14 protein-coding genes and 1 pseudogene are annotated in these 13,963 nt (G+C 65.1%); 11 read left to right on the top strand and 4 right to left on the bottom strand.

Going from position 1 to position 13,963, the window contains the following annotated elements:
* Genes ACVIYL_RS11925 through ACVIYL_RS11915 form a run of 3 tightly spaced genes read right to left on the bottom strand, consistent with a single transcriptional unit; the run spans position 1 to position 2,302 of the window.
* Complete coding sequence (locus ACVIYL_RS11925) at positions 1-498, bottom strand: hypothetical protein (protein WP_456778619.1); 498 nt, start codon at positions 496-498, stop codon at positions 1-3.
* A gap of 28 nt (positions 499-526) precedes the next feature.
* Positions 527-1,183 (bottom strand): response regulator transcription factor, encoded by a 657-nt coding sequence (locus tag ACVIYL_RS11920; RefSeq protein WP_028335911.1) that lies wholly within the window; start codon positions 1,181-1,183, stop codon positions 527-529.
* A 48-nt stretch (positions 1,184-1,231) separates the two neighbouring features.
* Positions 1,232-2,302 carry a sensor histidine kinase gene (locus ACVIYL_RS11915; protein ID WP_225647153.1) on the bottom strand — a complete coding sequence of 357 codons (1,071 nt, stop codon included), beginning with the start codon at positions 2,300-2,302 and terminating at the stop codon, positions 1,232-1,234.
* A gap of 248 nt (positions 2,303-2,550) precedes the next feature.
* Between ACVIYL_RS11915 and ACVIYL_RS11910 the strand changes: the two genes are divergently transcribed.
* From ACVIYL_RS11910 to ACVIYL_RS11890, 5 genes and pseudogenes are all read left to right on the top strand, one after another.
* Positions 2,551-2,865 (top strand): hypothetical protein, encoded by a 315-nt coding sequence (locus ACVIYL_RS11910; protein WP_225161524.1) that lies wholly within the window; start codon positions 2,551-2,553, stop codon positions 2,863-2,865.
* A 212-nt stretch (positions 2,866-3,077) separates the two neighbouring features.
* A complete protein-coding gene (locus ACVIYL_RS11905) occupies positions 3,078-3,530 on the top strand; it encodes a MarR family winged helix-turn-helix transcriptional regulator (RefSeq protein ID WP_253606287.1) in 453 nt (150 codons plus the stop codon).
* A 40-nt stretch (positions 3,531-3,570) separates the two neighbouring features.
* Positions 3,571-4,185, top strand: coding sequence for an isochorismatase family protein (locus tag ACVIYL_RS11900; protein ID WP_456778618.1), 615 nt, complete (start codon positions 3,571-3,573; stop codon positions 4,183-4,185).
* Complete coding sequence (locus tag ACVIYL_RS11895) at positions 4,172-4,501, top strand: hypothetical protein (RefSeq protein ID WP_016848133.1); 330 nt, start codon at positions 4,172-4,174, stop codon at positions 4,499-4,501. The genes ACVIYL_RS11900 and ACVIYL_RS11895 overlap by 14 nt, the downstream gene beginning before the upstream one ends.
* A pseudogene (locus ACVIYL_RS11890) lies at positions 4,498-5,762 on the top strand (MFS transporter). Before ACVIYL_RS11895 ends, ACVIYL_RS11890 begins: the two are co-directional and overlap by 4 nt.
* Positions 5,763-5,830: 68 nt before the next feature.
* Here ACVIYL_RS11890 and ACVIYL_RS11885 read toward each other — a convergent pair.
* Complete coding sequence (locus tag ACVIYL_RS11885; protein ID WP_310881097.1) at positions 5,831-6,007, bottom strand: MJ0042-type zinc finger domain-containing protein; 177 nt, start codon at positions 6,005-6,007, stop codon at positions 5,831-5,833.
* 392 nt (positions 6,008-6,399) lie between these two features.
* Between ACVIYL_RS11885 and ACVIYL_RS11880 the strand changes: the two genes are divergently transcribed.
* The 6 genes from ACVIYL_RS11880 (at position 6,400) to ACVIYL_RS11855 (ending at position 13,945) form a co-directional block, all read left to right on the top strand.
* Entirely contained in the window at positions 6,400-7,107 is a 708-nt protein-coding gene (locus tag ACVIYL_RS11880) for a TetR/AcrR family transcriptional regulator (RefSeq protein ID WP_456781811.1), read from the top strand.
* Between the two features lie 20 nt (positions 7,108-7,127).
* Positions 7,128-8,099, top strand: coding sequence for an ABC transporter permease (locus tag ACVIYL_RS11875; protein ID WP_456778617.1), 972 nt, complete (start codon positions 7,128-7,130; stop codon positions 8,097-8,099).
* 42 nt (positions 8,100-8,141) lie between these two features.
* Entirely contained in the window at positions 8,142-9,158 is a 1,017-nt protein-coding gene (locus ACVIYL_RS11870; protein WP_028340412.1) for a sugar ABC transporter substrate-binding protein, read from the top strand.
* 76 nt (positions 9,159-9,234) lie between these two features.
* The gene (locus ACVIYL_RS11865; protein ID WP_456778616.1) at positions 9,235-11,358 is read left to right on the top strand and encodes an ABC transporter permease; all 2,124 of its coding nucleotides are present in this window, start codon (positions 9,235-9,237) and stop codon (positions 11,356-11,358) included.
* Complete coding sequence (locus ACVIYL_RS11860) at positions 11,355-12,452, top strand: hypothetical protein (RefSeq protein WP_456778615.1); 1,098 nt, start codon at positions 11,355-11,357, stop codon at positions 12,450-12,452. The genes ACVIYL_RS11865 and ACVIYL_RS11860 overlap by 4 nt, the downstream gene beginning before the upstream one ends.
* On the top strand, positions 12,449-13,945 hold the full coding sequence (locus ACVIYL_RS11855) for a sugar ABC transporter ATP-binding protein (RefSeq protein WP_456778614.1): 1,497 nt from the start codon (positions 12,449-12,451) through the stop codon (positions 13,943-13,945). Before ACVIYL_RS11860 ends, ACVIYL_RS11855 begins: the two co-directional genes overlap by 4 nt.
* The last annotated feature ends 18 nt before the right edge of the window (positions 13,946-13,963 follow it).

Genomic DNA, 13,963 nt, shown 5'->3' with positions numbered 1-13,963 from the left:
CTATTTGCCCGTGCGGCCGGATCCCAATCCGCTGATGACCGAGCCGAGCTGGGTGATCGCCGCGCCGACATCCTTCAGCGAGTCGAGCCGCTTCTGCTCGGTATCCCGCTCGAGGTCGGAGAGCCGCGCAGAAAGCGCGGTGAGCTCGTTAGTGAAGTCCGCCTGCATCTGCTTGAGCGATGCCTGCATCTCCTCGCGCAGACCCGAGAGGTTGGTCTCGAGCGAACGTTGCGCGCCGCCGAACAGCAGGTCGCGAACCTGATCGATCGCCGCCATGCCATACGCCGCCGGATCCACGCCGTTGCCGGCCGCCGCAGCGTCCGCCGGTCCGTCCGTACCTTTGGTCTGGCGCTCGATACCCTTCATGGTCATTTCTCGCTTACTCATAGCCGCGCAATCCGGATCTGCGGTGTCAAAAAGCAAATCCGAAACAACCGTATAGCCAATTTTGCGGGCGCGGCCCAGAGAAAGGCGAGCAATCTCAGCCGGATCAACCACGTGGTTGTGCGATCACGGCCAATTATTTCTAGTAAGTTATTGCCTTTATTGCGAGTTCTGTACGGTTCTTGACCTGGCATTTCTCCAGAATCGTGCTGACATAGTTCTTCACGGTTCCTTCGGCCAAATGCAGCTGCTCGCCGATCTCGGTGTTGCTCTTGCCCTCGACGATCAGCGTAAGAATTTCATTCTCCCGCGCCGTCAGCCCGTCGCGAACCGGCAGCTTCGCCGAGACGCGCGGGCCGCGCAGCCGCTTGAACTCGTCGAGGATGCGCGCGGCGACGCCGGGCGAAAGCCCGGACTGGCCGTTGATGACCGCGCGGATCGTCGAGGCGATCTCCTCCATCCTGGCGTCCTTCAAGAGATACGCCTTGGCGCCTGCGCTCACCGCCTCGAAGATCAGGTCGTTGGTCTCGAACGTCGTCAGCACCACGATATGGGTCTGCGGCAATTCGCGGAGAATCCGCTGGGTCGCGGCGATGCCGTCGACCCGCGGCATCTGCAGATCCATCAGGATGACATCCGGCCGATAGCGCCGCGCGAATTCGATGGCCTGCTCGCCATCGGCCGCGCCGGGAAGGATCTCGAAATCGTCGTTCTGCTGGGCAAGCAGCGTGGCGATACCTTCCCTGATCAGGGTCTGATCCTCGGCGATCAGCACCCGTATCTTCTCAATTCTGCTCACGGGGTTTCCGTCATCCTCTCGAAAACGCGTTGCATGCGCGGCAACGAATCAATCGGCCAGCACGCCGGCGGACGCTGCCGGCGGCACCGCCACGGGGAGCGAGATCCGGACCAGCGTTCCCTGCCCGGGCGCGCTCTCCACCGTGCAGTTGCCGCCGACAAGTTCAGCAAATTCGGCCATGCCAATCAATCCGAAATGTCCTGGCGTCGGGACCGCGGGATCGAAGCCGCGGCCGTCATCGCGGATCTCGACAATCAGCTTGCGGCCGACCGCGGCCGGCTCGTCGAAGGCGTGAAAGGAGACGCGGCGCGCCTGCGCATGCGTCTGAACATTGCGCAGTGCCTCGCTGAGGATGCGCTGAACCGTCAAGCCGCAATCGCGCAGGCCGGGGCGCGCCGCTTCGTCGATCTGGATCGACACCCTGACACCGCTGCGCGCGGCGAAGTCGCTGAGCAGCCCCTCGACGTCGGGATCAAGCTTCAGATCGTCGGGCGTGCGCAGGCGATCGATGGCTTCGCGGGCGCGCGAAAGTCCGCTCGCGGCCGCATCTTCAGCGGTCGCAAGGCTGTCCGCCACACGGGCGGGATCGGCCGACAAATAATGCCGGATCAGCCGGATCTGGGTCAGCAGCGCCACGATCGAGTGCACCAGCGTATCGTGCAGATCGCGCGCCAGCCGCAGCCGCGTCCGCGCCAGCGAGGCAAAGCGCACCTCCGCGCTCGCCGCCTCAAGTTGCTGCTCCATCAGGCGCCGGGCGCGGCGCTCGCTGCCGAGCAGCGTTTCGACCTGACGGCCGGCAAAATCCGGCATGGCGATGACGAAGTAATGCGACTGCGCGCCGTTCCACAGCACGACCGCCGTCATCGGCTGCGTGATGTCAGGCGACGCGCCACGCACACCGGCCAGCGCGATCATGTCCCGCTGGCCGCTGGCAAGCGCCGCCAGCTCGGCTTCCATGCCGACCAGCAACACACACTCGCAGCAATCGACGCCGGTTGCGGGAAGCCACTCGACCAGCCGGCCGATCTTCCGCTGCATGCTTCGATCGGCGCCGATGACGGCGAGACCGATGACGTCGGCTTCTGCGGCCGCAAGCAAATCCGCGCTCAGATCGATCATGCGTTGCCCATCAGCTCAGCGAGCAGCCCACTCTGGCGTAAGCCGGCAGCGGTCGCAAACGAATATGACTTTCGTCACAACCGGTCCTGACCTTCGTCAGATGCCGCGGCTGCTCGAAATACGGTTCTGTCTCACGAATGAGCAACAGCGCAAGCCATGATGTGCCACATGCCGGCGTCCATGGCGATGCCGGCCGGGCGCCGGGCCTCGCGAAAGGTCGCGCCAGTCGGCCGGAATGTGAGCTGACAATGAAGGGCGCACCACGAAAACCGTCGGGCATCGAGCTGCGCATGCTGGCGGAAGCAAGCAAGCCCGCGCGGCGCCGGCGCCTGAGCGCGACCCAAAAGATGGCGTTGCAGGAAGCGCTCGCCGGTCGCCTGCAGCTCTATCCGCGCGGATATGCCGCGAGCAAGACCGGACCGTTCCACTCCCGACGCGCCATTCTCGGACTGGTGCGCGCCGGCCTGATGAGCCTCAGCGCGACGGCGCGCTATGCGGCCGTGACCAGGCGCGCGCGCGAGATGTACGAGGCCGCGGCAAGCAGCGACGCTGCGCCCGAGTAAGCGCGCGCCATTGCGCTGAGGCGCTCGAAGCCCTCACCATCCATTTCATTCCGCGCTGAGGCCGGCGTCACACGCGCGGACGCCCCGCGTGCCGCGCCGATCCGGCCGCGAGCAGCGTCAGACCGGTCGGCTGGCTGCAGCAGGACACGTATGCAGATAAACTGCGAAGATAATCTTTACAGTTAACCTTCATATATGCTATCCGATCCGGCATGAGCAATGTACCGGCCCGTCCCGGCTCGGCGCGCACATCCGCGCTGGCCGAAGATCTTCGCCTGTTGATTGGAACGCTGAAGCGGCGGCTTCGCGAGCAGGGTCAGCGCGAGGACCTCCCGCCTTCCCAGGTCGCGGTGCTGCTTCGCCTCGAAAAGGACGGCCCCGCGACCGTGTCCAGCCTGGCGCGATCGGAGGGCATGCGTCCGCAGTCGATGAGTTCGGCGATATCGGCGCTCGAGGCCGCCGGCCTGGTCCGCGGCGTGCCGGATCCGGACGACGGCCGGCAGACCATCATGTCGCTCACCGATAGCTGCCGCGAGCGGCTGCGCACCGGCCGCGCCGCACGGCAGGACTGGCTGTCGCGCACCATCGCCGCGCGGCTGTCGGCGCGGGAGCAGGACGAACTCGCCGCCGCCGTCGGCTTGCTGAAGCGGCTGGTCGAGGATTGAGCCGGCTGCACTGCGACAGCTTGCGAGAAAGGTAACGACCATGGCCCTGACGACGCTCGATCCGATCACCGCATTGATCGTCATCGATCTACAAAGCGGCCTCATGGGCTGGCCCTTCGCCCACCCGATCGGCGACATCGTGGCTCGCGCCGCCGCGCTTGGCGCTGCGTTCCGACGGCACGGTCTGCCGGTCGCGCTGGTCAATGTCGACGGCAGCTCGCCGGGACGAACCGAGCAGGCGCCGCGCCATGGAAATCTAATTGGAAATCCAATTGGAAATCCATTTGGCGGCCCGCTTCCCGACGGATGGACCGATCTCATTCCGGAGCTCGACCGACAGCCCGGCGACATCGTCGTGACCAAGCGAACGCGAGGCGCATTTGCCAGCACCGACCTCGAAAGCCTGCTGAGAGCGCGTGGCGTCACGCAAGTCGTGATCGTCGGCGTCGCCACCGCGGGCGGCGTCGAATCGACGGCGAGACAGGCCTATGAAGCGGGCTTCAACGTCACGCTCGCGATCGACGCCATGACCGATGCGCGGCCGCACGCACATGCCTACAGCATCGAGCACGTGTTCCCGCGACTCGGCGAAACCGGCTCGACGCAGGCGATCATCGATCTCGTTGAAAGGACCAACGCGCATGAACTGGCTTGATCTTGTCGCCTATTTCTTCGGCGGCGCCTTCCTCACCAATGCGATCCCCCACGTCGTCGCCGGCATGATGGGCGAAGCGTTCCAGAGCCCGTTCGCCAAGCCGCCCGGCGAAGGCCTGTCCTCGTCGACCGTCAACATCGTGTGGGGCTTCTTCAACCTCGCGGTCGGATATCTCCTGGTCTGCCGCGTCGGCGACTTCGGCTTGCGAACCACCAGCGACGTCGCAGCGCTCGGTCTCGGCGGTCTTCTGATCGGCCTGTTCCTGGCGCGGCGGTTCGGGCGATTTCACGGCGGGAATGAACCACAGAGAACATGAGACGCGTCTTTCGATCGCTTGCGAGCTTCAACTACCGGGTCTGGGCGGCCGGCGCGCGCTGGTATCCAACATCGGCACCTGGATGCAGCGCGCGGCGCAGGACTGGCTGGTTCTCACCCAGCTGACAAATCACAGCGCGTCCGCCGTCGGCATCGTGATGGCGCTGCAATTCGGGCCACAACTATTATTGATGCCGTGGACCGGCTTTGCCGCCGATCACTTCAACCAGCGCAAACTGCTGATGGCGACCCAGGCGACGATGGGCGCGCTCGCACTCATCCTCGGCATTCTCACCGTCATCGGGCTGGTGCAGCTCTGGCACGTCTACACCTTCGCGTTCCTGTTCGGCTGCGCGGCGGCGCTCGATGCCCCGGTGCGGCAGACCTTCGTCGCCGAGCTGGTCAGCGATACCAATCTGTCGAATGCGATCGCGCTGAACTCGACCTCGTTCAACGCGGCGCGCATGATCGGCCCGGCCGTCGCCGGCCTGATTATCGCCTCCGTCGGCACCGGCTGGGCATTCCTGTTCAACGGCGCATCGTTTCTGGCGGTGCTGACCTCGCTGACCCTGCTGCGCACTTCCGAGCTGCGCCCGAACGCGCGCGCCCATCGCACCAAGGGCAGCGTGATGCAGGGCTTCCACTATGTCTGGTCGCGGCCCGATCTCAGGGCGACGCTGATCATGCTGTTTCTGATCGGGACCTTCGGACTGAACTTTCCGATCTTCATTTCCACCATGGCGGTTGGCGTGTTCCACACCGATGCGCGCGGCTTCGGCCTGCTGTCGTCGATAATGGCGCTCGGAACGATGTCGGGCGCGCTGCTTGCAGCGAGCCGCGAGGAGCCCCGCTTGGGCTCGCTGATGCTGGGCGCCGCGATCTTCGGGCTGGGCTGCACGCTCGCCGCATTGGCGCCGAGCTATTGGCTGTTCGCCGCGGCGCTGGTCGTGATCGGCGTCGCCGCGCTGACCGTCACCAACACCTCGAACGCGCTGATGCAGCTCTCGACTGAGCCCGCGATGCGCGGACGGGTGATGGCGCTGCGGCTCGGCGTTGCGCTCGGCGGCACGCCGATCGGCGCGCCGATCGTCGGCTGGGTCGCCGATCACCTCGGCCCGCGCTGGGCACTCGGCGTCGGCGCCGCGGCCGGCTTTGCCGCAGCGATCGTGGCGCTCGGCATGCTGTCCCGATCGGACGGCGAAGCCGAGCGCCGCAGCCAGGAGGCGCGAAGGAGCGAGGTCAACCTGCCGCAGCAGCGTTGATCATGGCGCCACCGACCGGCGCTGCTACCCTGTGTTTGAGCACGTGTCCTTCACGCGAACCGAAAGCTCTAGTAGGCGTAGGACGTCTTGCCCGGCTGCACGGTCAGCCGAAAGGCGACATCGGTCGAGCCATCCATCAGCTCGATGATGTGGTCGCACACCAGGCAGCGAAACTCACCCGCGACGCCGCCCTTCGACGTCAGTTCGATCCGGCGATAGCCGGCCTGGCAGTGGGGGCACGTCACGTCAGATTTTCGCATCGAATCAGCAAGCCGTTGCGCTCTTGAGCTTCCCACACGCCCATCATCGGAATGTGACGCCCGTCTAACCGGCGTGCTGGTCGACCAGACTACCTGGAATTTGTGCTGTGCTTTCAGCGCGAAAAGTTCCCGACGATAGCCAGAGCGCCGCCGCGCCCAGGCTCGGCAAACACGGCCGCGGACCAAAAAACGAGCGAGCGCTCTCTCAGAAAATTTCATCATCCCCCTTTTCCGGGCGCCATTTCGTGGGCTAGGAATTAGGCAAGGGCGTAATGCCCGGCCTGGACCAGCAACAAAATGAAATGGTCCGGGAGCATAGCCAGGGAGGCAACGTGGGTCTCGCGCGTCAGCGACCGGGGACGGCGAATGCGTTCGCGATGGACGTGCTTTGCGCACGCATCCTCGAACGTCATCGGGATTCCATCCGGGTCCAGAAAACCCATCTCGCCGTTCCGAATCTCACGCGCATCATCGGCGCCACGCTCACGCTTTCCAACAAGCACGGCTTTCACGCCACCACGCTGCGCCAGCTCGCGGAGGCCTCCGGCCTCAGCATGGGCGGCCTTTATACGTATTTCGACAGCAAGCCGACGCTGCTGTCGATGATCCTCGGCGAGGTCGCCGAAACAGTGGCGGAGGTCCTCAACTCGCCGCCCGCGGACGTGAAGCATGATGCGCGCAAGCATCTGCACTGGATCATCGCGACCCATGTCCGGATGAGCGAGGCGATGCAGCCCTGGTTCGTGTTCTGCTTCATGGAAGCGAAATCGTTTCCGCCGGCGGAGCGCCAGCGCGCCATCGAGATGGAGGTGATGACCGAGAAGATCATCGCCGGCGTCCTCAAGCAGGGCGTCGCCAGCGGCGTCTTCACGATCGATCAGGTCACGCTGACGGCCTCGCTGATCAAGCCGCTGCTGCAGGACTGGTACGTCAAACGCGCCAAGTACCGCAGACGCGGCACCTCGATCGAAACCTACATCAACGTCGTCGGCGCGTTCGTCGATGCCGCGGTCGCAGCCAGGACGCGGCCCGGCCGTGTCGCGACCGGCTCCCGCACCAGATCCAGGCAGACGGCGCACCTATAGACGCAAGGAAGGACGAGGCAATGAAGCGATTGCGGTTCAATCAACAGGAGATCGTCTTCGCCGTCTTTGCCGTGCTGTTCCTGGCGTTCTCGATCTTCCTGCGCGGCTTCCTGACGCCGGAGAACATGCTGACGCTGCTGCAGAACGTCGCGGTGCTCGGCATCCTCGGGCTTGCGATGGCGATTGTCGTGATCGGGCGCGGCATCGACATCTCCCTGATCGCAGCGCTCGCGGTGCCGCCGGGGCTTGTGCTGCAGATGGTGCAGAACGGCCACTCGCTGCCGGCCGCGCTGGTGACGGCCGTGCTGCTCACGATCGCGTTCGGCCTGGTCAATGGCTGGCTGATCGCCTACGCCGAGGTCCCTTCGCTGTTTGCGACGCTGGCGACCGGCCTGCTGCTCGCCGGCCTCGGGCAGGCCGCACTGTTTCAGCTCGACGTCGTGCAGTGGAGCGACGGCATGAAGGGCTTCGAGCGGCTCGGACAAGGCACCATTTCAGGCATTCCGACCTCGATCGTGATGTTCGCGATCGCCTGCGTCGTGGTCGCGTTCCTGCTGCGCCAGACGCGCTGGGGCGCCTATATCTACGCGATCGGCGATAATCCCTACGCCGCCCGCGTCACCGGCATCCCCTCGCGCCCGATCATCGTGCTGCAATACGTCGTCGCGGCGCTGATCGGCTGCTTCGCCGGCCTCGTGATGGCGGCATCGGTCAACTCGATGCCGACCCGCATCTTCAATTCGACCCTGATCTACGACGTCATCCTCGTCGTCGTGCTCGGCGGCATCGGCCTGTCGGGCGGCCGCGGCGGCGTGCTCAACGTCATCATCGGCACGCTGCTGATCGGCACCATGCTGAACGGCATGACCATCATGGACATTTCCTACGCCGGACAAAATCTCGTCAAGGGTGTCGTCCTGCTGCTCGCCGTCATCACGGATTCATTCCTGAATCCGCGCAACGAAGAAACGGCACAGCAGGGCGACATCTGAACCAAGCCACAAGAACATTCAATCACGACCAAGGAGGAAGCAATGAAATACGCTGTCAGGACTGCAAAGGTGATCGCCGCGGCGCTTGGGCTTGCCGCCATCGCCGCCCCGGCTCTGGCCCAGCAGGGCCTGGACGAGCCGTTCCAGAAGCCGTTCAGGGAAGCCCTCGCCGGCAAGACGGTGGCCTACGTTCCGGTCGCCATGAACTTCGACCTCACCGAAGGCTGGTACGCCGGCATGAAGAAGGAGCTCGAGCCCTTCGGCGTGAAGTTCGAGATCCGCGATCCCAACTGGAACACCAATGCCGGCGCGCAGGCAGTGACCTCGCTGATCTCGGAGAAGCCGGCCGTGATGGTGATCCACAATCCGGACGTCCAGACCTACGCCAAGTTGCTGCAGCGCGCCGAGAACGAAGGCATCTACGTTATCCAGATCAACATGGGATCGGCCTATCGCTCGTCGGCTTTCGTCGGCGCCAACTGGATCGAGATCGGCGAGCGGGACACCGAGGCGGTTGTGAAGGCTTGCCAGGGCAAGTCGAACAAGATCGCGATCGTGCAGGGCGCGCTCTCGGCGGCCGCCAGCGCCTACACGCTCAAGGGCGTCGAGAACGTGCTCGCCAAGCATCCGGAGATCAAGGTGGTCTCGAGCCAGGCGGCCGACTGGGATGCCGCGAAGGCCAAGGCGATCACCCAAACGGTGCTGAAGCAGAATCCTGATCTTTGCGGCATCGTCGGCTTCTGGGACGGTATGGACATCGGCACCGCCGCCGCGGTGAAGGAAGCCGGCCTGACCGGCAAGGTATTCGTTGCGACCTCCGGCGGCGGCGAGCGCAAGGGCGCCTGCGAACTGGTGAAGTCCGGCGCGTTCGATCTCAACATGAGCTACGACGTGCCGACCCAGGCCGCGCAGATGGCCGGCACGATCAAATGGCTGCTGTCGTCGGGCGCCAAGGCCGGCTCGATCAAGGGTTCGGAATACACGACGCTGATTCCGATCACCAAGGAGAACGCGGACAGCCAGACCGCGTGCTGGAATCTCAGTGACCTGAAAAAATAGTCGAACCATTCCCGCTCGACGTCCCGGGCGGCCCCGCCCGGGACGTCGATCTTCCCAAATCGAACGCCTTGCTGGAATGCCGATGCGCGACACCCTGACGAGCCTGCGTTACCGCTACTGGCCGGATCATCTCCTCGGCGAGATCCTGTCCAAGCGTTGGACCGAGACCGCAATACCGGTGATCCTGCTTTTGATCGTCGGCTTCGCGCTCAGCCGTTCCATCGATCACTTCCTGTCGCCGTCGAGCCTTGCCGACACCGCGCGGCAGGCCGGCGAGATCGGCTTCATCGGCCTCGGCATGGCGCTGGTCGTCATTGTCGGCGGCATCGATCTGTCGGTCGGCTCGATCTTCGCGCTGACGGATTTCTGCGCGCTCTATCTGCTCGACGTGCTGAACTGGCCGGTTCCCGCGGTAGTGGTCGCCACCCTCGCCTGCGGTGCACTGCTCGGCGCCGTCAACGGCGTCCTGATCGGCTACTTGCGGCTACGCGCCTTCATCACCACGCTGATCACCCTGATCATCTACCGCTCGGCGTTCGATCTCTTGATCCAGCGCTATTCCAATTCGATCGCCGCGGCCTTCCCCGACATTCCGTCCTGGAATTTCATCGGCGGCGGCGACGTGTTCGGCATTCCGAGCGTCGCAATCGTCTACATCGCGATCGCCATCTTCGGCCATATCTTCATGACGCGGCTGCGCCCGGGCTGGCACATCACCGCGATCGGCGGCTCGCGCCGTTCCGCCTACAACTCCGGCATTCCGGTCCGCCGCACCATCGCGCTCTGCTATGTCGCAAGCGGCGTGCTGACCAGCATCGCCGCGCTGTTCTTCGCGGCCCGGCTCGGCACCGTCGGCGGCGATATCGGCGTCGGCCTCGAGGTGATCGTGCTGACCGCGACCGTGCTGGGCGGCATCACGCTCGGCGGCGGCAAGGGCTCGGTCGCAAAATCGCTGGTCGGCGTGCTGATCGTGCTCTTGATCACCAACGGCCTGACCACGCTCAATGCGCGTGGCGGCATCAACCGCATGGCGCTGGCGGGCATCCTGCTGGTTGCGGCGATGGTCGACATCCGCTGGCAGAAGAACCGCACCCGCATCATCAGCAAGGTCTATGTCGCGCCGACCTATCATGCGCTGCCGCCGCCGCCGGCCACCGAGATCGGCCAGGGCGGCCCGTTCGAGCAAAACGACAAGCTGCGCGACGTCGAACTGATCGGCCTCGGCCGCATCGAGGCGCCGGAGGACGTGATCCTCGATCGCAACAACAATCTCTACGCCGGCTCGCGCCACGGCGACATCATCCGCTTCCATGCGCCCGATTATCAGCGGATGGAGGTGTTCGCCCATATCGGCGGTCAGCCGCTCGGCATGGCGTTCGACCGGCAGGACAATCTCTATGTCTGCATCGGCGGCATGGGCCTTTACCGCATCACGCCCGACGGCACCGTGGAGAAGGCGACCGACGAGACCAACCGCAGCATGCATTCGGTGAACGACGACAGCCGCCTGCGGCTGGCCGACGACCTCGACATCACCGACGACGGCCTGATCTTCTTCTCGGAAGCCACCGTGCGCTACGAGATGGACGAATGGCCGATCGACGGCCTCGAGGCGCGCGGCAACGGCCGCATCATCTGCTACGACACCAAGACCGGCGCCACGCATACGGCGCTGCGCGGCCTCAAATTCCCCAACGGCATCTGCGTCGCCAGCGACGGCCAGTCGATCCTGTTCGCCGAGACCTTCGGCTGCTCGATCAAGCGGCTGTGGTTCGCGGGGCCGAAGAAGGGTCAGGTCGAGGTGGTGATGGACAATCTGCCGGGCTATCCCGACAACATCAATCTCGCCTCCGACGGCAATTACTGGCTGGCGCTGGTCGGCATGCGCAGCCCCTCGCTCGACCTCGCCTGGAAGATGCCGGGCTTCCGCCGCCGCATGGCCAAGCGCGTCCCGGTCGACGAATGGCTGTTCCCGAACATCAACACCGGTTGCGTGGTCAAGTTCAACGAGCAGGGCAAGATCCTCGAATCGTTCTGGGACCTGCACGGCGAGAACCATCCGATGATCACCTCGATGCGCGAGCATCGCGGCTATCTCTATCTCGGCGGCATCATGAACAACCGGATCGGCCGCTACAAGCTGGAGAACGCGGACCCGAACTTCGTGCAGTATGACAAGCGCTGGGGGAAGCTGTCGTGATCGCGGCCGTCAGGGAATTCGCCAACCGCTTTCTCGGCCGTGGCGAGGCCACCATCACCGTGCCGTCGTTCGACGGCGCGCTCAAGCCGAATCAAAAGCTGGAGACGGCGACGACCTTGCTGGAATGCGAGGCGCTAGAGGATCTCGCAACCGACGGCCGCAACCTCTATGTCGCCGACGGCCGGCGCCTGCTGCGCCTCGACGGCGGCGGCGCGGCCGAGCTGCGCAGCTTCGAGCAGCCGATTTCGGCGCTCTGCGCGCTCACCGGCGGCGGCATCGCGGTCGCGCTCGGCGGCCGCGAGGTGCGGCTCTACGCCGATCCCTCGTCGGGCGAGCCGAGCGTGACGTTCAACGACGCCGCCTTCAACGCGATCAACGCGCTGACGCAGGCCGGCGACGGCACCCTGATCGCAACCGACGGCTCGGCGACCTGCGGCATCGATGATTGGGCGCGCGACCTGATGGAGCTCAACCGGAGCGGCCGCGTGTTCCGGCTCGACCCCAAGACCAAATCGGCGCAGCCGCTGGCCTCGAAGCTCGGCTACGCCTTCGGCGCCTGCGCACACGGCGACGGCGTGCTGGTCAGCGAGAGCTGGCGGCATCGCCTCGTCCTCGTCTCGAACGGACGGCCGCTGCAGGTCGTGCTCGGCCATTTACCCGTCTATCCGTCGCGGCTGTCGAAGGCCGCGGGCGGCGGCTATTGGCTCACCGCATTCACCGCACGCACCCAGCTGATCGAGTTCGTGCTGCGCGAGCCGGCCTACCGGCGCCGCATGATGGCCGAGATCGACCCGGCCTATTGGGTGACGCCGCGGCTGCGCTCGGGGTTCTCGTTCAAGGAACCGATGCAGGGCGCCCACATCAAGACGATGGGCGTCATCAAGCCGTGGGCGCCGCCGCGCTCCTATGGCCTCGTCATCCGGCTGAGCGAGGACGGCAAGCCGCTGTATTCGCTGCACAGCCGGGTCGACGGCGTCAATCACGGCGTCGTCGCCGCGCTCGAGCTGGGCGGCGATCTTGTGCTGATCGCCAAGGGACCGAGCCGCGTGCTGAAACTGCCCCTCGCCGGGCTCGCCGAGGAGACAGGCTCATGAGCGACACCGTGTTGTCCCTGCGCAAGGCCACCAAGCTCTACGCCGGCGTGCCCGCCATCGAGGGCGTCGATTTCGATCTGCGCCGCGGCGAGATTCACGCGCTGGTCGGCGAGAACGGCGCCGGCAAGTCGACGCTGACCAAGGTGATGGCCGGCGTCGTGACATTGACCTCGGGCGGCATGAGTGTCGATGGCGCGGAGGTCGCGCCGCGGACGCCTCTGGAGGCGCGCAATCTCGGCATCGCCATGGTGTTCCAGGAGAACAGCCTGGTGCCGACCATGACCGTCGCGCAAAACCTGTTCCTCGGGCAGGAGAAATTCTACAACCGGCTGCGCGGCATCTACATCGCCGCCCAGCAGTTCCTGCAATCGCTGAATTTCGACGTGACGCCGACCGCCACCGTGAGCGGGCTCGGCGCCGCCAAGAAGCAGATGGTGGAGATCGCGCGTGCGGTTCTGCACAAGGCCAAGGTCATCATCTTCGACGAGCCGACCGCGTCGCTGACGCCGGAAGAGAAGAAATACTTCTTCGACCTGGTCCGTGACCTCAAGAAGCGCGGCGTCTCGATCATCTTCATCTCGCACGCGCTGGAAGAGGCGCTACTGCTCGCCGACCGCATCACCGTGCTGCGCGACGGCAAGCATGTCATCACCGACGACACGGCGAAATTCGACCGCGCGGCGATCGTGCAGGCGATGGTCGGCCGCGATCTCTCCAACACGCTGTATGGCGCGCGGAAGACCAGCGTCCGGCCGGCCGGTGCGCGCGTGCTCACGGTGCAGAACCTCAAGATGGCGCCGATGGTGAAGAACAATTCGCTGTCGGTGTTTGCCGGGCAGATCACCGGCGTGTTCGGCCTGGTCGGCGCGGGCCGCACCGAGACCTTCAAGATCGTCTCCGGCGTGTTGAAGCGCGACTTCTTCCACGGCGGCGAAATCATGCTGCACGACAAGCCGGTGCGCTACCGCGTTCCGGCGCCGGCGGTCAAAGCCGGCATCGCCTATGTGACCGAGGATCGCAAGGTCGAGGGCTTCTTCGAAACCGCCTCGATCGCCCGCAACATCTATCTCGGCCTGCTTTCGAAGTTTCCCGGGGGCCGCATGATGTTGTCGCGGCGCGAGACCAATTCGGTCGGCAAGACCTGGACCCAGCGCCTCAAGGTTCGCGCCATCGGCGACGAGGCCAAGGTGGTCGAGCTGTCAGGCGGCAACCAGCAGAAGGTGGTGATCGCCAAATCGCTGGTGCAGGAGCCCGAGCTGATCATCTTCGACGAACCGACCCGCGGCGTCGACGTCGGCGCCATCGTCGAAATCCACGAGCTGATCAACCAGCTCGCCGACGAGGGCAAGGCGGTGGTGGTGATCTCGTCCTATCTGCCCGAGATCATGGCGCTGTCCGACCGCATCCTGGTCTCGCGCCAGGGCAAGGTGGTGGAGGAATTCTCCGCGCTCGAAGCCACCGAGGAGAAGATCATGTACGCGGCGATCCATTGACGCCCTGAAGCGCGATGC

This window comes from Bradyrhizobium sp. USDA 3315, assembly GCF_054056795.1.
The sequence above is the reverse complement of the archived record's forward strand: the minus strand, read 5'-3'. Positions and strand labels throughout refer to the sequence as shown.

Bases quoted from the DNA above. Each gene is read 5' to 3' on its own strand.
- ACVIYL_RS11880 (WP_456781811.1), top strand. From the start codon at position 6,400: ATGGACGTGCTTTGCGCACGCATCCTCGAACGTCATCGGGATTCCATC.
- ACVIYL_RS11875 (WP_456778617.1), top strand. From the start codon at position 7,128: ATGAAGCGATTGCGGTTCAATCAACAGGAGATCGTCTTCGCCGTCTTT.
- ACVIYL_RS11855 (WP_456778614.1), top strand. From the start codon at position 12,449: ATGAGCGACACCGTGTTGTCCCTGCGCAAGGCCACCAAGCTCTACGCC.
- ACVIYL_RS11915 (WP_225647153.1), bottom strand. From the start codon at position 2,302: ATGATCGATCTGAGCGCGGATTTGCTTGCGGCCGCAGAAGCCGACGTC.
- ACVIYL_RS11895 (WP_016848133.1), top strand. From the start codon at position 4,172: ATGAACTGGCTTGATCTTGTCGCCTATTTCTTCGGCGGCGCCTTCCTC.
- ACVIYL_RS11870 (WP_028340412.1), top strand. From the start codon at position 8,142: ATGAAATACGCTGTCAGGACTGCAAAGGTGATCGCCGCGGCGCTTGGG.
- ACVIYL_RS11865 (WP_456778616.1), top strand. From the start codon at position 9,235: ATGCCGATGCGCGACACCCTGACGAGCCTGCGTTACCGCTACTGGCCG.
- ACVIYL_RS11900 (WP_456778618.1), top strand. From the start codon at position 3,571: ATGGCCCTGACGACGCTCGATCCGATCACCGCATTGATCGTCATCGAT.
- ACVIYL_RS11905 (WP_253606287.1), top strand. From the start codon at position 3,078: ATGAGCAATGTACCGGCCCGTCCCGGCTCGGCGCGCACATCCGCGCTG.
- ACVIYL_RS11910 (WP_225161524.1), top strand. From the start codon at position 2,551: ATGAAGGGCGCACCACGAAAACCGTCGGGCATCGAGCTGCGCATGCTG.